Source organism: Bacillus sp. FSL H8-0547, assembly GCA_038002745.1.
Classification (GTDB): Bacteria; Bacillota; Bacilli; order Bacillales; family Bacillaceae; genus Bacillus_P.
Genome location: JBBODD010000001.1, coordinates 3305430 through 3323706, shown reverse-complemented (window position 1 = coordinate 3323706; position 18277 = coordinate 3305430). Strand labels below are relative to the sequence as shown.

At 42.4% G+C, this 18277-nt stretch carries 25 protein-coding genes; 2 read left to right on the top strand and 23 right to left on the bottom strand.

Annotation, left to right across the window (positions count from 1 at the left end; genetic code table 11):
* Window positions 1-40: 40 nt before the first annotated feature.
* From MHB63_16530 to MHB63_16515, 4 genes are all read right to left on the bottom strand, one after another.
* Complete coding sequence (locus MHB63_16530) at window positions 41-856, bottom strand: lipid II flippase Amj family protein (GenBank protein ID MEK3808126.1); 816 nt, start codon at window positions 854-856, stop codon at window positions 41-43.
* Between the two features lie 116 nt (window positions 857-972).
* Complete coding sequence (locus tag MHB63_16525; protein MEK3808125.1) at window positions 973-1779, bottom strand: pentapeptide repeat-containing protein; 807 nt, start codon at window positions 1777-1779, stop codon at window positions 973-975.
* 20 nt (window positions 1780-1799) lie between these two features.
* The gene (locus tag MHB63_16520) at window positions 1800-2453 is read right to left on the bottom strand and encodes a phosphoribulokinase (GenBank protein MEK3808124.1); all 654 of its coding nucleotides are present in this window, start codon (window positions 2451-2453) and stop codon (window positions 1800-1802) included.
* Between the two features lie 41 nt (window positions 2454-2494).
* The gene (locus MHB63_16515) at window positions 2495-2944 is read right to left on the bottom strand and encodes an NUDIX domain-containing protein (GenBank protein ID MEK3808123.1); all 450 of its coding nucleotides are present in this window, start codon (window positions 2942-2944) and stop codon (window positions 2495-2497) included.
* 547 nt (window positions 2945-3491) lie between these two features.
* Here MHB63_16515 and MHB63_16510 point away from each other — a divergent pair.
* Window positions 3492-4025, top strand: coding sequence for a helix-turn-helix domain-containing protein (locus MHB63_16510; GenBank protein MEK3808122.1), 534 nt, complete (start codon window positions 3492-3494; stop codon window positions 4023-4025).
* 2 nt (window positions 4026-4027) lie between these two features.
* A complete protein-coding gene (locus tag MHB63_16505; protein ID MEK3808121.1) occupies window positions 4028-4816 on the top strand; it encodes a phosphatidylserine decarboxylase in 789 nt (262 codons plus the stop codon).
* A 79-nt stretch (window positions 4817-4895) separates the two neighbouring features.
* On the opposite strand, the gene MHB63_16500 is transcribed toward MHB63_16505, so the two are convergent.
* The 19 genes from MHB63_16500 to rpmG all read right to left on the bottom strand — a co-directional run bounded on the left by MHB63_16500 (window position 4896) and on the right by rpmG (window position 18216).
* Window positions 4896-5873 carry a carbohydrate kinase gene (locus MHB63_16500; protein MEK3808120.1) on the bottom strand — a complete coding sequence of 326 codons (978 nt, stop codon included), beginning with the start codon at window positions 5871-5873 and terminating at the stop codon, window positions 4896-4898.
* 11 nt (window positions 5874-5884) lie between these two features.
* Complete coding sequence (locus MHB63_16495) at window positions 5885-7375, bottom strand: sucrose-6-phosphate hydrolase (GenBank protein ID MEK3808119.1); 1491 nt, start codon at window positions 7373-7375, stop codon at window positions 5885-5887.
* Window positions 7376-7440: 65 nt separating this feature from the next.
* On the bottom strand, window positions 7441-8877 hold the full coding sequence (locus MHB63_16490) for a PTS transporter subunit EIIC (protein ID MEK3808118.1): 1437 nt from the start codon (window positions 8875-8877) through the stop codon (window positions 7441-7443).
* A 140-nt stretch (window positions 8878-9017) separates the two neighbouring features.
* Entirely contained in the window at window positions 9018-10010 is a 993-nt protein-coding gene (locus MHB63_16485) for a LacI family DNA-binding transcriptional regulator (GenBank protein ID MEK3808117.1), read from the bottom strand.
* 195 nt (window positions 10011-10205) lie between these two features.
* Window positions 10206-10913 (bottom strand): DNA alkylation repair protein, encoded by a 708-nt coding sequence (locus MHB63_16480; GenBank protein MEK3808116.1) that lies wholly within the window; start codon window positions 10911-10913, stop codon window positions 10206-10208.
* Between the two features lie 25 nt (window positions 10914-10938).
* On the bottom strand, window positions 10939-11187 hold the full coding sequence (locus tag MHB63_16475; protein ID MEK3808115.1) for a hypothetical protein: 249 nt from the start codon (window positions 11185-11187) through the stop codon (window positions 10939-10941).
* The gene (locus MHB63_16470) at window positions 11175-11258 is read right to left on the bottom strand and encodes a hypothetical protein (GenBank protein MEK3808114.1); all 84 of its coding nucleotides are present in this window, start codon (window positions 11256-11258) and stop codon (window positions 11175-11177) included. Before MHB63_16470 ends, MHB63_16475 begins: the two co-directional genes overlap by 13 nt.
* A 264-nt stretch (window positions 11259-11522) precedes the next feature.
* The gene (locus MHB63_16465; GenBank protein MEK3808113.1) at window positions 11523-12314 is read right to left on the bottom strand and encodes a phosphotransferase; all 792 of its coding nucleotides are present in this window, start codon (window positions 12312-12314) and stop codon (window positions 11523-11525) included.
* Between the two features lie 62 nt (window positions 12315-12376).
* Complete coding sequence (locus tag MHB63_16460) at window positions 12377-13198, bottom strand: CbrC family protein (protein ID MEK3808112.1); 822 nt, start codon at window positions 13196-13198, stop codon at window positions 12377-12379.
* A 37-nt stretch (window positions 13199-13235) separates the two neighbouring features.
* Window positions 13236-13403 carry a hypothetical protein gene (locus tag MHB63_16455; protein MEK3808111.1) on the bottom strand — a complete coding sequence of 56 codons (168 nt, stop codon included), beginning with the start codon at window positions 13401-13403 and terminating at the stop codon, window positions 13236-13238.
* 143 nt (window positions 13404-13546) lie between these two features.
* Window positions 13547-13759: a DUF4017 family protein gene (locus tag MHB63_16450; protein MEK3808110.1), complete on the bottom strand. Its 213-nt coding sequence runs from the start codon at window positions 13757-13759 to the stop codon at window positions 13547-13549.
* Window positions 13760-13827: 68 nt separating this feature from the next.
* Window positions 13828-14214, bottom strand: a complete 387-nt coding sequence (locus MHB63_16445) for a hypothetical protein (protein ID MEK3808109.1) — start codon at window positions 14212-14214, stop codon at window positions 13828-13830.
* 17 nt (window positions 14215-14231) lie between these two features.
* Window positions 14232-14636 (bottom strand): class I SAM-dependent methyltransferase, encoded by a 405-nt coding sequence (locus MHB63_16440; GenBank protein MEK3808108.1) that lies wholly within the window; start codon window positions 14634-14636, stop codon window positions 14232-14234.
* A 56-nt stretch (window positions 14637-14692) separates the two neighbouring features.
* Complete coding sequence (locus tag MHB63_16435; protein ID MEK3808107.1) at window positions 14693-15232, bottom strand: hypothetical protein; 540 nt, start codon at window positions 15230-15232, stop codon at window positions 14693-14695.
* On the bottom strand, window positions 15219-15803 hold the full coding sequence (locus tag MHB63_16430; protein ID MEK3808106.1) for a GNAT family protein: 585 nt from the start codon (window positions 15801-15803) through the stop codon (window positions 15219-15221). The genes MHB63_16435 and MHB63_16430 overlap by 14 nt, the downstream gene beginning before the upstream one ends.
* 59 nt (window positions 15804-15862) lie before the next feature.
* The gene (locus tag MHB63_16425) at window positions 15863-16276 is read right to left on the bottom strand and encodes a hypothetical protein (GenBank protein ID MEK3808105.1); all 414 of its coding nucleotides are present in this window, start codon (window positions 16274-16276) and stop codon (window positions 15863-15865) included.
* 135 nt (window positions 16277-16411) lie between these two features.
* The gene (gene nei / locus MHB63_16420) at window positions 16412-17239 is read right to left on the bottom strand and encodes an endonuclease VIII (GenBank protein ID MEK3808104.1); all 828 of its coding nucleotides are present in this window, start codon (window positions 17237-17239) and stop codon (window positions 16412-16414) included.
* Window positions 17240-17359: 120 nt separating this feature from the next.
* A complete protein-coding gene (locus tag MHB63_16415) occupies window positions 17360-17908 on the bottom strand; it encodes a hypothetical protein (GenBank protein ID MEK3808103.1) in 549 nt (182 codons plus the stop codon).
* A 158-nt stretch (window positions 17909-18066) separates the two neighbouring features.
* Window positions 18067-18216 (bottom strand): 50S ribosomal protein L33, encoded by a 150-nt coding sequence (gene rpmG / locus MHB63_16410; protein ID MEK3808102.1) that lies wholly within the window; start codon window positions 18214-18216, stop codon window positions 18067-18069.
* Window positions 18217-18277 lie beyond the last annotated feature (61 nt).

Here is an 18277-nt window from a genome sequence, read left to right as displayed (position 1 = left end):
AAACCGATACTAGTGAAAATTTCATTCTCAAATAGCCCTGTTAAATCCACTCAGCAAACCAGGCAACATAGTAGGCTGCCGGGATGAAAATAAGCTGAGCAACCACTGTTCCCACAAATTTCGAACTGATCATCGTCAAAGAATAACTTTTCAAAAAAACGTATTTACTCTCTTTGTTTACCACCCGGTCAGCCAGAACGGATGCTTTCGGATCTATGAACAGTGTCAATAATATGGTGGCAATCCCGTTAATGATGCCTGATGACATCAATGCAGCCTGGGCATAATCATCCGGAACCAACATGGAAGCATAAATAGAGGATAGAACCCCAATTGTAAAAACAGCAGAAATGATAACGTTAATGCAGAAAAGGCGCTTCGGTATGGTGCTTAGCGTTATGCCGTTTAAGTAAGAAATTCTGGGGAGTCTGACGCAATGAAAAACCTTTATAAAACCAGTTAGATTAACGTGCTTCTTTAATAAAGACACGATGGAACCTCTTTCTTTTGAAAGATGAATGATTGCTTTCGAAAAAATAGAGATAAATGTGGGGAAAAGCAGAATTCCCGCCAATACACCCAAGGACGTTACACCAATCAGGATGCGGTACTGTCCTTCAATAAACAGCAGCTTATTTGAGTCTGGTGCCTCTGCAATGAGTTTTGCTGTTAAAGGCTGCTGAATCATCGTAGAAAATCTTGATACGATCACCATCGTGCTGAACAGCGAAATAGCTGTCGCAATTAACCTTACTCTGGCTCCAGAAATTCTGGTCGAGTAAGCTAACGTTTCAATAATGGTGATGATGAAAAGAAAAATAGAAATCAACAATACTTTCCCTGTGATCAGGTCCATTTTGTTTTGCCCTCCACACAGAATAATACCAATTATTTCAAATTCATTATATTTATACAAGAGGGAAAAAGCTTACCTGCTAATAGATAAGCTTCCAGCGAAAAAGATATATGTCTTTACCAATGCCCCGGCCTATCCAAATACACCGGAATCTTAGTATGAACATCTCCAATAGCGGAATTAATTTGTGACTGTGTGAGAAAAAGAGCTTCCCTCAGGTCAGCACCCCTTAAATCCGCATCCCGAAGATCAGCACCAATGAAATCAGACCTTCTTAAATCACTGTTGCTTAAGTTTGCTGCTATCATCAATTTCCCGCGAAAATCTTCACTCTGCAAGTTCAGCCCTTTTAAATTTGCACCTATGAAATCCGCAGCCTTTCTGCTCTTTTTCTTTTGACTGTTATCATTTATTCTGCTTCTGTACAATTTGCTTGTTTCTATTAACAGAGCATTCACCTTGCTTCTATGTGCTGACACATCAATTTTTAAAATAGCTTCCGGCTTTCTTAAGGTCAGCTCAACATTTTCCTCATAACTGTTTTGAAGACTTGTTTGGATGGACTGAGTTTCATTTAGATTCAGGGCCTGCTTAAGGTAGAACAGCATTTCGTGCAGCTGCTGCACGATTGGAAAAACAGCGAACATCTCTTCCGCATGCTCTTTATTATCCCGCCAGTCCCGGCCGTTATAGATCGTATGCGAAACATGCTGGCCGGCGCCGAAACACTCATAGGATACACACCCGCGAAAGCCCTTCTCCCTCAATTGACTGTGAATGGCGCACAAATTAGTGGAACATAGATTCCGGCATGGATCTCCACCGTCTTTATCAAAAGGGAAATCGGCTGATTTTCCATAAGGCAACGCAACACAGCATAATCCAAAGCAATTTTGACAGTCAGATTTTAAACCATTGACCATTTTTAGCACTTCCTGTTTATTCATTTCTCAAACGCAAAACAATTTTTCTCTATGTGTTCACCTTTATCCGAAGATTTAATGACAATATCAAACCGATCGCTGTACGGATGCATAAATAACTTATACTGTATCCGGCGCTGGTTGTGGGAAAAGCGTAAGTACTCTTTATCCGTTCCCCTTTCAAGAACATCCCGGTTCATTCTTCTGGCGAGTTCTGTTTCGTCATCCGTATAAAAATAGATGTTCAAATCATAGAGTTCCGGGTTCGTAAAAGCAACAGCCATTCCCTCGACAATTGCTATCCTTTTCTTTGAATCAATCAACATACCTTTTGAATAAGGAGCATCAATTGTAAGAAAATCTAAACCCTGCCTGATCATCTGAACATCTCTTTCCAATGAAGGCAGATGATGAGCGGCGGGATGGCAGGCCGTCATTTTAAAGGAATGATTTTCGTTTCCGTAGCTGTAGTCGATTTTGGCATGTCTTCTAATATATGAACTTATTATGTAAGGATCTGTATTCAAATAATTGGCATCCTCTTTATTTAATGCATCCAAGAGTTTGGCTGCAAAGGTCGTCTTACCTGCAGCCCCGTGGCCAGAAATGCCAATTACGATTCTTTTATACGAGTTTCCAGTCCACTTTAAGATATCTTCGATCAATTGATTCATGTATGGGTCTCCCCCGCTGTGGCGTTCGTTAAATACAATTTTCAAAAGTGAAGAGTGAAAAAAGTACGGGTTTCTGCGTGCGGCAGTCTTTTCATCAATTCTGTTTTACTTACAAATTTAACGGCTTTTATCTCTGGATCAATGGGTTTGAGGAGGTTCAAGTCTCCTCTATACTCAAAGTGAAACATCGTGGTTTCCTGCTGTTTAAAACCCGTTTTTATTTGCAAATGCTGAGGGAATACAAAACAGACTTTCTGTTCAAACTGCCGAATGAACTGAAATTGGTTTGACCCGGTTTCTTCTTCTAATTCTCTACAAATGGAAGCCTTCAAATCAGCGTCAGCCGGCTCAATGCCGCCTTTGACAAAATGCCATTCAGCGGGAATGTTTTCACATTCATTCATTGTGTTTATTTTCGTTTTATGTACAAACATAAACAAATCGTTATATGTAACGATAGCTCCGACTGCCATTCTGATAATCTCTTTCACCGTCCCTTCTGTAAAACGTTCATTAAATATGGAGAAAGTCTCCAAGGCAGTTTTCGTATTTATCGTTATAAATGCTATTAATCAAAAAATCTAATAAGATAAACGATGCCATAAAGAGGTATGCCGACGATCAGCATTCCCGCTGAAAAGTAACAGATACTTTTAAAGATACCCTTAAGGAAATCAGAGATTGCTCAAGCAAAATCATCTATAAAATGCTTCATGACACACACCTTCCATTCAATAAAATAGAATTCAGGTAATTCTTGAAAACCATAACCGAACGAGAAAATGCTGATTGAATAGTCCTCTTTGCACTGGCTCCTCTGAATTCCAATCGTATCTCTCCCTGGGTTTTTACGGTTTTTGCTCCATTAATAATTAAAAGCTCTGACTCTACTTTAGCATATTTATCCAAATCTATAACAGTACTTCCTTCCAATGTTAACCATCAATCTAAAAGATGTTTGACAACCCTTCATTTATCCATTATTATCATTACTAATAACAATAACAATTAAGGGTGAGAACAGTGACTAAGGCCAAGATGGATTTAATCCTGCATCCGGTCCGAATGCAAATTATTCAGCAGCTTTCCAGGAATGATGCAACTGTGAGTCAGCTGAAGGAATGGATCTCTGATATTCCCCAGGCGACTCTTTATCGCCATTTAAATATTCTGAAGGAAAATAACATTATTTTTGTAAAAGAAGAACGGAAAATACGAGGTGCCGTTGAGAGGACGTATGCAATTGAAAAGCAGAATCCTGTGGTGTCTTTGGAAGAGTTGAAAAGTATGTCCGGCGAAGACCACCTGAACATGTTTATGACCTTCCTATCCAATGTGACCGGCCAGGCCAAAAGCTATCTGCTAGCCGATCCTGACTTGTCTAATGATCCATTTGGTTACAGTCAAGTAGATCTCTACTTAACTAAAGAGGAAGTTGAGGATTTATCTAAAAGCATGAATGAACTCCTCAGCCGTTTTCTATCCAATAAACCTTCCCCGGAGAACGAGAAGGTTACTCTTATTCAAATGCTTTTACCGGAGCCCAAGACTATCAAAGGAAGTGCTGACTGACAATGTTAACCCGATTTTATCGTAAAGTGTTTGAATTAAACGGCCATCCAGCCGCTGCAAAATTACTCAAAAGGTTTGCGCAATCTAAAGCAAGTAAACCTTTCACAGGTTCATTTTCAAGACTGTATAAATTAAATATGCAGGAAGCAGGCAAAAGTCTGCAGGACTACGAATCTCTTCATGATCTTTTCACCCGTGAATTAAAACCCGATGTCCGTCCGATTGCAGAAGGACAGGATTCGTTCGTCAGTCCAAGTGACAGTGTCTTATCGGTTGTTGACCACCTGACGCCTGAAAGCAGGTTCGTTGTGAAGGGACAGGAATATACAGTGGAAGAGCTGCTTGGGTCTAAAAGCGAAGCCGAGGTATATTCAGGCGGACAAGTGCTGATCTTTTATTTAAGTCCCACTGACTACCACCGGGTTCATGTTCCAATGGATGCAAAGGTTGAAGAAGTATATACATTGGGGAAAGAAGCAGCGCCAGTTAATACAATCGGATTAAAATACGGACTCCGCCCTTTGACGAGAAATTACCGTTTAGTGACGAAATTCAGCGTGGACGGAGCTCCATTTGCACAAGTGATGGTCGGTGCTCTGAATGTTAACTCTATTGAAAGAACCAATCATCAGCCCAATGTTCGCCGCGGCGACGCGTTTGGTTACTTTTCATTCGGTTCTACTGTTGTGATCTGTGTTCCAAAAGGACGTTTGAATTTTACCGGAAAGACAGGACCAGTGAAAATGGGTGAGGAAATTGGCAAGTGGCAGTCTGCCGGTGACGTGCTGTAATTGCACATTCAGGATATAGCTCCGGTTATATGGAGCCGGTACAATCAAAAAGCAGCCGGACGGCTGCTTTTTGGTTGCTTCATTTATTTTTTTCAATCAGCTCCATGATTTCCGTCTTGGCTGGAAGAGCGGAGATTGCCCCCTTGCCTGCAGCCGTGAGTGCACCGCTGGCATGGGCAAACTGAAGAATTTCAAAGTGTTCTTGCTGCAGGATCGTTTCAAGACTGTCCGGAGTTGCTCCGGCTTTCAGCAGCTTGTATAAGAAACCGCCGATAAATGCATCTCCGGCACCTGTCGTATCCTGAACGTTCACCTTGTACGAGCGGGACTCCCATTTAGGGCCATTCTTGATGTAAAGGTCTGCACCATCAGCACCTTTTGTGTATACAACAGCCTGTACATCACCTATAAAAACAGATTGTACGGCCTCTTCTGTGTCGCGGATTCCTGTTATAAATTCCAGCTCTTCATCTGAAATTTTCACAAGGTGTGAAGACGGAAGAAATTCCAGAATGGCAGCACGGCAATCTTCAGGCCGGTCCCAGAGGGGCAGTCTGACATTGGGATCAAAACTGATTAATCCGCCATGGTTCTTCATACGCTCTATAGCCCGCTTATGGGCCTGCTTCATTGGACTTTCAATCAAATCAACCGAACAGAAATGAAGAACGTCACCTGCCGAAAACCACTCATCTCTTATATCTTCTGGTGAAAACAGCAGATCGGCTGAGGGATTCCGGTAAAAAGAAAATTCCCGCTCACCGTTTTCAGTTAAGGATACAAAGGCAAGTCCCGTATTGGCTTTGTTTGTTCTTTGTATTTTATCTGTTTTTACTCCTGCTTTTTCGAGCTCATCGATCAGATAATCGCCAAAAGCATCCGCTCCGACCTGGGTAATCATCGAGGCTTCTCCTCCGTATTTTGCAACTGCAGCTGCCACGTTGGCAGGAGCGCCTCCCGGGGCCCGTTCGAAGGTAACCACTTCTTTCAGCGATGCACCGCGCTGCTGAGGAATGAAATCAATTAATACTTCACCAATCGAAAATAGTTCACCCATCATCATGCCTCCTAAATAGAAATTCCACGTAACAACTCATGTTTTGCATAGGTTACAGTCAGACTGCCGTCACTGAACACTCTGATGCCATTAGATTGACTGTCCGGGAAGACGCGCGATGTGAACACAGTTTCACCGTCATTAAGAAAAATTTCGACTATGCTTCGATCCGCAAATATCCGGGCTTTAACCACATCAGCTGCGCCCAGTTCCGCACTTCGAATAAAGCCGTAATCACCGCCAAATGATTCGTTGAATTTCTCACGGTTTAAGCTTACCGTCTGACTGGTTCTATCAATAGTCAGCACCAATCCTTCTGTTTCTGATGAGAAAAGCTCTAAACGAATATGCTCTCCATTCATTTCAGAGAATTCAATATCGAGTTCATATTGAACTGATTCATTCTCAATTTCCCGGCTGTCTCTGTCTAAAGTGAAACAATCAGACACCGTATTTCTTCTCAATTGCTCCACTTCTTCAGCTGGCTGCTGAATTAACTTTCCATTCACAATCGAAAGCTCACGCGGAATCGTCAAACAATGCGCCCATAATTCTTTGTCGCTTGGGTAGTCCATCTCCCCCATTCCAGCCCAGGCAAGAAGCAGACGCTCGCCATTTTTGCCCTCAAACGTTTGGGGAGCATAGAAATCAAAGCCCTTTTCGACTTCCTGATAATGGGTGACCTTAAACGTCAATGCTTCAAGGTCAAGATGTCCAATCATATACATCACATTATAAAGATTTTGGTAATCATGACCGTCAGCCTTAAGCCCTTGAGGGGAAACAATCAGAACATCGCGGCCGTCAAGTTCAAAGTAATCCGGGCATTCGAGCATATATACCGTTTCAGGCAGATCAGCCTCAATTGTAAGCTCCCCTTTAAAGGACCAGTCAACGGCATTATCCGAATCATAGACAATAACGGCTCCCGTCTGATCTGATCTTTGGGCGCCAAGAAGCATATAAAATTTATTGCCGCGTTTGAATACTTTAGGATCGCGTACATGCCCCGTATACCCTTCAGGTACTCCTTTAATAATCGGGTTGTGCTCGTACTTGTGAATGGAACCATCCTTTTCCATGACAGCAAGGCACTGATTAGCCGATCTTTCCTCCGGCCCGTACTTAATATTTCCCGTGTAATACAAGTAAAGCCTGCCATCCACTTCAAGTGATGCACCTGAATAAGCCCCGTGTGATTCGTAATCCTCAACCGGAACAATTGCGACAGGAAGACGCTCCCAGTTTATCAGGTCTGCCGACTTTACGTGTGCCCAATGTTTCATCCCATGCATGGCTCCAAAAGGATACCATTGATAAAACACATGAAATTCTCCGTTAAAATAAGCTAAGCCGTTCGGGTCATTAATTAATCCGTACTGTGGATGAATATGAAAGGCAGGCTTCCAGCCGGAATCTGCAGATTTCTTTTTTAATTGCCCGAGTTCATTTTCCTTTGCTTCAAAAATAGTTCTGTACTTTGGTTCCGTATAGCGTGACATACTGTTCCCTCCTGTAAAAGCTTTGAGGAGAGGATGTGCTCCTCTCCCCGATTTATCGTGAATGTTTAGTCTAAAACAGGTTTTTTCACTTTAAGATAAATAAGTGTCAGTACCGCACCCGTGGCAAGAGCCAGAAGGTTTGCGATAATGTAATTTAAATGACCTCCGCCCTGTGCTGCAACGATTGCAAAACCGGGTACGGCCGTGGCCCCGAAGCCAAGAGCTTTGATGCCGGTCAGGTAGACATAGGCTCCTCCGGCAGCTCCGCCGATACAGCCCATAATCAGCGGGAATTTATATCTGACATTCACTCCGAACAGAGCTGGTTCTGAGATGCCGAAAAGCGTAGAAGCAAAGGCAGAGACACCGATCTGGCGGGCCTTATCACTTTTCCAAAGACCAAGAGTGTAGCCCAGAACAGCTCCACCCTGACCCATTAGAGCAACAGACATAAGCGGCATAATAAAGTTAGAGCCTGTGTCCGCAATCAACTGCGCTTCAACAGCTCCGATGACATGGTGCAGACCTGTGATAACAATCACCTGCTGGATGCCGGCAAACAGCATGAATCCAAAGATACCCAGATTATCAACCGACCACATCAGCCCATTTGTTATTCCTTCGGAAAGAATCCTGCCAAAAGGGCCAACTACAGTGAACAGAAGGAATCCTGCCACGACAATGGTCAAAAATGGGGCTAAAAACAGTTTAATAATATCTGGCACTTTTCTGCTGAAAAACTGATCAAGCTTCGCAATGACAAGTCCCATCATCAGGGCAATAATAATACCGCCCTGGAAGGCTACCAGAGAAACCTTCAATCCGAAAATGCTGATTATTTCCGGTTTAACAGATCCATTTCCTACAGCGTAGGCATTCGCAAGATCTGGGTGAAGCATAATGGCACCAAGCACTAAACCAAGTACAGGATTACCGCCGAAACGTTTAGTAGCCGAGTAAACGACCAGTAAAGGCAGAATTGTAAAGATTCCCGTTGACATAATGGAGATGAAGCGGTTAAAGCCTGCAATCTGCGGATACATTTCAACGACAGACTGTGCCCCGAAAATTCCTTTTTGGCTCAGCAGTCCTGTAACCCCCATCAGTAAAGCAGCGGCAAGCAGCCCTGGAATAATTTCTACAAATACATCCGATAATGCCTTGATTCCTCGTTGAAACGCATTCTGCTTCCCGGCAGTCTGCTGTTTCACATCTCCAAGAGACATCCCCTGCACACCCGCTTCTTCAGTAAAGACAGCGTATACATCATTGACCGTTCCGGCTCCGATAATAATCTGAAGCTGGTCTCCGGCCATAAAAGACCCTTTTACATGATCCAATTTGCCGATTTCATTTATGTCTGCTTTCTCGTTATCGTGAAGCACAATACGCAGTCTTGTTGCACAATGTGCAGCACCCTGAATATTTTCTTTTCCGCCGATTAAACGGATGATCTCCTTAACGGTGGGCAGGTATTTAGACTTGATTGATGGTTTAGCCACTTTTGAATTCCTCCCTTTATTAAAAGAGGAACCGGTTCCAGTTACGAGCAAAAGAATGTTCCTCACCATTGATAAGGAACCGGTTCCACAAGACCATTTTAATACAGATTCATTCTTCTTGCAAGCCTTTTCTGCAAACGTTAACACCCCTGTATTCTTTTAACACTCTCACCTTCTACAAGAGTAAAGCCGGAAATCTGCAGCTGCGGCACTTCTTTTCCCTCAGTCATCTGAATAATTGTGTTTGCTGCCATTACGCCGGTTTCTTCGTTGTTAAACCGGATTGTAGACAGCGCCGGATGAATGACTTCTGATATGGAATATCCTCCAAAACCTGCAAGCGACATATCATTTGGCACGTTTTTTCCCAATTTCGATAAAGCTTTCATCGCCCCAAATGCAATCGTGTCTGTGGCGCAAATAATAGCCGTGGGTTCAAAGCTTTCAAGCATCTTAAGCGTTACTTCAGCGGCATCCTGAAAATTAAACTCTGAGTGAAAGACTTCTGTGTTCTTTACACCTGCATCATCAAGCCCCGCTAAGACACCCTGTTTTCTTTTCTGTCCAACAGCGATATCCTTTTCTGTTACACCAATATATGCAACGGATTGATGTCCTTTTTCTCCAATATACTGCCCCATCATAAACCCTGCGTGATAATCATCATTGATGATGCTTGCAACCTCATCCACTTCCTGGGCAACGATCAGCACGGGAATGCGGATAGAATGAATCGTCTCGATATGTTTTTCAGTAACTCCTGTTGCAATCAAAATGATCCCGTCAACCTTCTGCCTGGAAAGACTGATCAGACTCTCGATTTCCCTGTCAACATGCTTGCTTGTACTAATGATCAGTGTTGTAAAATCACGTTTTTTCAGTTCTTCATCAATAGCCATCAGAACAGTTGATGTGACAAAGGAATCAAGGGTCGGTGCGATAACGCCAATAAAATTTGTTTTCTTTGCCTTCAGGCTTTGTGCAAATGAATTAGGTTCATATTTTGTTGCATCAATTACCATGCGGATTTTTTCTTTCGTTTTTTCACTCACATGCCCGCCATTGAGATAACGGGATACCGTACTCTTTGCAACTCCGGCCAGCTTGGCAATGTCATTAATTGTTACACTCATCAAACGAACACTCCAGTCAAAATAGTAGCTCAATGCCTCTATTATAATTCAATTCTGTCAAAACGGGGAATAAGCTGAAGGTCTCCAATTCTCACCCGTCTCTATCTTCTTCGGCTGATGATCTGAACGCCCTGCGCCGGGACAGAACCTGCAGCAGCTTGAAAGAATGACAGAATTCTGCCCGCTTATAATCATCTAACACCTCACATACTTCCGCTTAAACCCAAGCCGGCCTTTATCCAGATCCTTTTGAATATTTTCGAAAGCGTTCAGAGCAGTGCTTTTTTTCGTGTCCCGCCTTATTTCAACTGTTCCGATTGCCTTAGCAGTCTCAACTGCTTTTTCACTCAGCGGGACATACGAAATCCCGACCGTATAAACAAATTGATTCATCGCATATTTCGCTCGTTCCGGCGAATCATGAATGGTATTTTTGACCCCATCAAGCATCGCAGCAATCTTGATCTCGGAAAATTCATGATCCTTGCGGTTTCCAAGCAGCCAGCAGTAGCAGCTCCAGCCTGCAGACATTTTGAGCTCTTCCCCGCTCGCAATCCACTTATCTGCCACATCCTGCGCAATATCTGATTCAGATAGAGTCACAGCCACCACATAGTCCGACAGCATATAAAAATATGCGGCATCGATCCAGCGTTCAAAATCATCCTCCGTCATGGCTTTTGGATCTGCAATAATCCCGGCAAAATACATCGCATCATAATTCCCTGTGGCATACAGCTCTTCTGCCAGTCCCTGATTGATTTTAATTTGTTTGGCAATTGGTTTCATCGCTCCAGTTGCCACACCAAAAAGAGGATCTTGCGCACCATTTGACAGGTACATTTTCTTGGTCCGTTCCTTGCCGAGCGCTTCAAGCTTCTGCATAACCGTTTTGGCATCCATTGTTCTGACACGTCCTTTCATCTGTTTAAGACGTTACTATCCTGAGTTTTTGCTCGAGTAAAAATTTATGTTCATTGACTAGATTTAATAGAGGAAATTCATTGTTATGTATTCTATTTGTTATTCGATGAGCTTCATACCATGCTAGTTCATAAAGCTGCTGATCAATAACTCCCTGCTTGCGGGCTTCCTCAAGTTCTTCTGTATCCAACTGAAACACTTCTCCCGATGGAAGAACCACAATGTCAATGAACAAGTCATCTAACCACGGCACATTCTTTTCTGCCCCAATTTCTTACATATATCTATATACCACTGTGTCACCTTTCCGCAGGAATCAAACATGACAGTCAGCGGAAAATTTTCGTTTTTTGGGAAGTACTGTAGCCATTTGCAGCCGTTATCAGCAATACAAACACTCGTTTCTCCATACTTTTTAATTAGAGGTTCGGTTACTTGGACAATTTCGATTAAGGTTACATGCCCTATAAACTCTTTAGAACAAATTATCGCACTTGCAAACCTTTTTTGTACAACTCGTTTCCAGTCTCTGTAATCTCCGTATTTCCGCTTTAGCATGCCAACCCCCGCTTTCAGGTCGAAAATGAATTATTCCCAATCATTCCTATGATTTGATATAAATGAAAGATCTTTTTGATAATGTTCAAGATGGCCTTCTTCAATCATTTTCTGAAAAGCAGGATGACCTTCACCTGCTTCTCTTTCAATCGTTTTGCACAAGCCTTCAATTCGCAGCAGAACGATATCCAGAACATCTTCTTCAAACGTCTTTCCGTAAGAATCAAAGAACAAATTTATTCTGCGATTAATCCTGCTTGCATGCTCCGATGATTGATAATATACCTTCTCCCCTTTTTCTGAGAGATAAAATCTGCTCAGCGGGACGCATGTATAAAGAGTGTATGCAATGTCCCAAATTCGCGGACCAGGTCCAGCGACATCAAAATCAATGATTCCGATTGGACGCTGGTTATTAAAAATGATGTTATATACCGCAAAATCATTGTGACAAAGTACTTCATATGGCTGAGGAGTGTTATCAAGCGGTTTCCAGCTGCTGTCGAATGAAAAATCACTGACCGCATCATGATAGAGCCTTAGCATTTGAGCTGTTTCTTGCAAAACCGCATCTGACCACATGTACTTTTTCAGCGGATAATGTCCGGCTTCACCTTCAATAAAGGAAAGAATCTCTCTGCCTTTTTCATCGATACCGAGATATTTGGGAGCATACTTATATCCTTTGTGTTCCAGATGCCTTAGTAGTGAATGAATCTTTCTGCTATTTGACTTGCATTCCCGTCTTACTGTCTGTCCTGAGCGGTAAACATTGGACACGTTTCCGCCAGTGAGCAATTCTTCGTTTGAAATATTTGACAAATTCAAACACCTCCTTCTTTTCATTATTCACGGGAGATTTCCTATCCCTTTAGCACTTCCCCCTATGACATATCAGTCGTCATCCTGTGTTTCCCGCAATGAAGACAGGCAAAAAGATGGCCGGTCATGTATGAGTTCATCGCGTTCTTCAATTCATCCACTTGAAAATTGTACTTATCTGCTTCCAGCAGTAAATCCTGCTGCAGTTCCTTCTCCAGGTGACTGATTGTACGCCAGTTTGAAGCTCCTTTATAAGCGCAAAAGTCATGGCAGTGTTCAAGCCAGGAGATTTCCTGCCAGGACCGGATGGAAGGGGTCCGCATATGCAGCTCCTTCACCTTAAAATCATCGTCAAATGTAGCTGCATAAGGCTGATTAAAGAAAACTTCATACTCGTCCCCGGCTCTTCCTGATGCAATGCAGTGAACACAGATCACGTCCAAATCGTCTTCTCCATATGCTCCTTCATGAAAGATATAGCCTTCCTGACTGCATACTTCGCATGTGTCATAATAGAAAGACAAAGATCCGCTTTCATACACATCTGGATGATAGATAAAATGAGGGAGCCCGCGTACAGTTTTAAACTCTTTGATTTCTTTTTCCAAGTCTGTGAGACTGATAGTCCATTTCTGATCTTGTGTTTCTTTGTAAACCGTATAGTCAGCACCGGCACTTACCAGTTCAATGATTGCTTTCATTAGCAGCATTCTGTCATATTCAAAATCTTCCGCGCGGTAAACCTTTTTTTTCTTCGTAACGGCTTTTCTGAAATATTCAAAATCATGGGCAGGCAAGATCTGGCTCACCCGGGAAAAGAATGTCCCCTTTTGATTCTGATGCCACTGGGATAAATCAATTTCTAAAACAAATGTATGAGACATATTGGATCCTTCCTTAAGCAAGTCTAAGCTTCATTTATTAATTGAAAAAGAAAACATAGATTTCCTGAACCATCAAAGTAAGCAAGGCTGTAAGCAAAATATCAAAAACAACCCATTTCTTTTTTCTCTGCTTGTATTTAGAATCAAAAAAATATCTCATTACATAAAACAAGCTGAAAATTCCAATCAGTTCAAGAATCGTCAATTTCCTAGTCCCCCACCCGTCTGTTGTTTTCAAGAGTGTATTCAACAAAAAGAAGCATGAACCCTTCTCCGGACACACGCTTCGGTAAAATCTATCAGGTTTTTTATTAATATATGCTTTCTGTTGTCAGCCACAAATCCTTTTTAGCCAGCAGTTTTCTTATTTCTGTTCGCAAAGAGCGATACCATCAGTGCAATCAGAAACCCAGGGACAGCATAAACCTGGACAACAATTAAAGTCCAGCCCACTGTGTCATATCCAGAACCCTCCGGACTTCCAGAGGGTATAAGGAGTCCAAACAAACAAATCACAAGATACACAGCAACTGGCGGCATGATTACTTCTAATAATTTCATTTCGCATCCTCCTTTAGTGTAATTTTACACTAAATGGACGTAAATGGAAATGCTTTTTTGTCTTTCCCCTACCTCTTCCTCCCGATATATAGCAAATGCGAAGATACCCCCAAAATAGATGGATCCGCTGCTTTCTCTTTGATTAACTCAATTAGTTTCTGAACTTCTTCCTCCCCTTTATCATCCCAGTAAGTCCAGTTTTCTTTTGATAAAATGGCACCCGCATTAGATCCGATTAATTCAAGCGTTTCAAATCCATGGGCTTCCATAAAGGGCTTGATGTCGGCAATCTCAAAATAATAAGCACCTGTGAACCTGCCCTTATCAGCGTGATTAAAGCATCCGGTTTGCGAGAACTGAGTGATGCTGTCCATATTATCGTTAGGTCTCCAGTTGTCGGGAAACAAGAGGGACGTGAGGATGTGTCTGATTCTTGGCATAAAAGCTACAAACACTAAGCCATCCTGCTTTGTTACACGGTATAATCCCTTACGGCTTTGATCCGGTCGTTTTCTTCCTGCAGATGATACATAGGGCCAAGCATTAAGGCTGAGTCAAAGTGTTCATCTTTTAACATGGCCAAATCTCTCGCATCTGCCACATGGAAACCTTCAAACTGCCCGGCTAAATGGAGTTCTTGTACTTTATCCTCAGCTATTTTTACCAGTTTCGGAGTTAAATCGGTCAGCGTCACGCTATATCCATCTGTAGCTAGCGCCATTGAATATTTACCGGGTCCCGCCCCATTGTCAAGAATGTGCCCGGTACTCGGCAGGTATTTATTTATATAATGCCAATTCACTTGGAATTCGACTGGCTCACGTTCAAGCCGGCCCCATTCATCAAAAGTATTGTAGTAGCTGATTATTTCACTCACTCACTTCACCCGTTTTCTTTTTGCAAGCTGTACTTGCTGTTTTTTTCGAAGTTTGTTCAAACGTTTTCAATTTCCCTTTGAATAATCTCAACAATTTTATCAGGCGGAAGTGTACCATCTACTACTAAGTTGGAATCGGGTTTAATCGATTTCTCCATTTCGAGATAAGCCATCCTTCCGTGATTCAGGTAAAAGTCGAGGTCTTGATGCAGATCTCCAACGTTCATTTGAACATAATCTCTTCTTAATCTTCTTGCCATAGCTACATCTAAAGGTGTATCAATGTATATCGAAAAATCGATAAGTTCCTTCATTCTGTCGTTCTTATATGAGAAAGGATAGTCAAGCAATATGTAAGATACTCTTTCCTTAACTGCGATCGATTCAACGTCGTGGATCATTGGTTCCAGATTCCACAAGTTGTAATCAGCTCCCTCATTCACCCACTCAATTAAATCCTGTGGACAATCCTGAAAGTCATACTCATCAAAGAATAATTCTTTAGAATTTTTTAATGTAAGTCCTAATTTCTTTGTTATAGTTGTCTTTCCTCCACCAGATACGGCTGCAATTGATATGACTTTAGGTTTGATCATGGTTAGGTTCACTCACTACATGTGATTTCCGGTTCTTCCATTCTTCTTTCAGTAATCCATATGTCACTCTGTCGTGAAATTCTTCATTCAAGTATTCATAACTTCGAATGACACCTTCTTGGGTAAAACCCAGCCTTTCTGGAATTGATCTGCTTTTAAGATTTTTGCTTGCCGCATTTATTTCAACTTTTCTAAGATTCAGATCGCTAAAAGCGTGTTCAATTAATTGCGTTACTGATTTTATGGCCAATCCCTTCCCTGTAAATTCATCTCCAAGCCAATAACCGATTTCAGTCTTCCTTGCCTCCCAATCTAAGTAAAGAAAACCTATTGAACCAGCAATCTCGTCTTTATACCAGATTCCAGCCCAATAGCCGTTATTTTCGGAAAGCCTTTTTAAAGAACTCTGGATAAATGAATGTGTGTCCTGTACTTGATTTGTCTGACTGGGAAAAGCAAGCCATTGGCCGATACTTTCACGGCTATTATCTATCAAAGCGTATAGTTCGTCTGCATGTCTTGGTTCCAGAATAGCCAGGTATGTCTGTGAATTGATCTTAGCCTTGAACACGGTTTTTCCTCCCTGAGCCTCAGTGATTTCTATTCTATTGAACCAATTCACTGTGGTTTTTATGAATGCACTGGATCATTATTTTCTAAAAAATCACTCATATACTCTACTAACTCACTTTCAACTTCTTCCACTCTTTCATCAAGCAGCTCACCACTTATGGTACTCCCAGGAATCTTCTTTGAGGTAGTCATTCCTAAAAAAGACCGATGGCACTCCCATATTTTAATTGTATATAAATCAATAAGTCCTCCGTTTTCTTCAGAAACGCCAATCGATACAGAAGAACTGTAATCAGGCAGAAAAGGATCGTTTCCTTCTCTATAGAACTCGCCATGCAGATCCAGCTTCTTTTCTGCAAAAGCAGACTTATTTTTAACCAGCAACCTTTCTATCAGTCTCTTCATTGCGGTTTCAGCCGTTATGATTTTGGTAAATAAAGCTTCTGAAAAATCCTTTTGGTGAACCTTCATCTCCATCACCTGCTTTAGCATACTATATTTCCATTTTATCACAGCTGGACAGAACGCCATAAAAAAAACAGGATGCTTGTTTCGCATCCTGTAAACCTGTTTATCATGCTCCCAGAAAACATCCGGTTTCTCCCATCATTCTCCCCTTTTCTGACACTCCGGGCAGTAATACAGCCGCCTGGATGAAGTTATGATCTTCACAATTTCCGTTCCGTCTTTGCGGCAGGGCCTTCCTTCGCGGTTGAAAACCCAGTGGCGGTACTGGGATCTTTTTTCTCCCTGCTTTTTGAGTTTTTCAGCAAGCTCCAGGTCATTTGTAATTCCCTTGTGCCTGTAAGATTGGACTGTGATGCGGATGATGGCCTCGGCAGCTGCGCGGAGCTGTTCCTCTGTGCAGTCGACGGGTCTCATGTCCGGGTGGATTTTTGCCGCATACAGGATTTCGCTTCGCAGGTAGTTTCCGATTCCGGCGACAAAGCCCTGATCTAAAAGCAGAGCTGACCATCTTCTCCGGAAAAAGCGCTTGTCCATGAAACGGTAAAATAGATCCTCAGGCGTGATGTCGTCGTTCAGGACATCAGGACCTGCTTTGCAGATGAACGGATGAGCCGGCACTTCACTGTCTCTGAGAACCTCAATGTCAGAGGCGCTGTACAGTAGAGCCGATTTTTTCTCGTTGTGAATGGCGAGTCTGAGAATCCGGTTTGTTTTAGGATATGTATAGGCATTTCGGACAACCCATTTCCCGTAAAGCTGGTTGTGGGAATAGATGGTGAAGCCGTTGTTGAAGCGGATCAGCATCGCTTTTCCTTTTGTCTCTACTTTTTCCACTCGTGCCCCTTCAAAAAGAGGTTCGTAATCTTTCAGATGGTCAAATGCAAAGGACACCTCTCCTACCGGCAGCGGAAGAAGAGCTTTTTCAATCTGGTCGGCTGCACGCCGGATTTCCGGGCCTTCTGGCATTGGGCAGCACTCCTTTCATCTAAGTAAAAAAACCTTTTGTGATGAAGTGTACCCTCATCCAGCTGCCCTCAAAACAAGTCAGTATGCGGCCAAAAAAAAGAAGCCTTGGAAGCTTCAGCGCTAAAATCCTTTTTTATTCAGAACAATGACACTGTTTTTCAGCGTTTTCACACCTTCAGGCATCGGATCTTTCTGCTGGTAATACCATAGGATTTTATCCTTGAGGTTATGTTTTTGCGCTACTTCCTGCTCGAGCATGGCACCAATTTCAAGTGTCCGTGCCGGTGCACCGTTTACGTTCACTTCAAGTGCTCCTTCGGTGTCAGAAAGAAGACCGTATATCATGGAATTATTGTACACATGGTAGTCAATGAGCTTTTGATCCGCCTTCATTTCTTGCTGGGGGCTGGCTGAAATCGCGCCTGCCTTCCACCCGTAAATACCTTGTTTCATAAATGCCGTACCGAGCTGATCGTTTTCATCAATGAAGAAATAGAGGGCTTCGTCGTTGATATTGTAGGCTGGAATGATGACTTCCATATCCTGCTTCGTCTGTTTGAGAGCTTCAAGGGGTTCGTCGTAGGAGTGAGAGATTTCTGTCATGGACCAGATCACAAATGCCAGGCCAAAACAAATGAACAAGCCTAAATAAATGCGGTATTTATTCATCCTATTCCCCCTTCTCTTTCTGTCTTCTTACCTTTTTATATTCTAGGTCTTTGTGCTGTATTCCTTTTGAGTCAAGGAGAAATCATGCGAGGGATTTCGCTAATTCCAGGCAAGAAAAAAGGAACTTCATCATATTCCGATGAGTTCCCTGTGAATTCTTACTTTGTTTCGCGGTGCACCGTTACTTTTTTAAGGCGCGGAGAATATTTTTTCAGCTCCAGACGATCAGGATTGTTGCGTTTGTTCTTAGTTGTAATGTAATTGCGGTCCCCTGATTCTGTGCATTGAAGTGTAACGTTGACTCTCATGAATGTTCCTCCTAAAAAATAAAACGTAATAATTACGATTTGATAAGAACATTCTATCTTC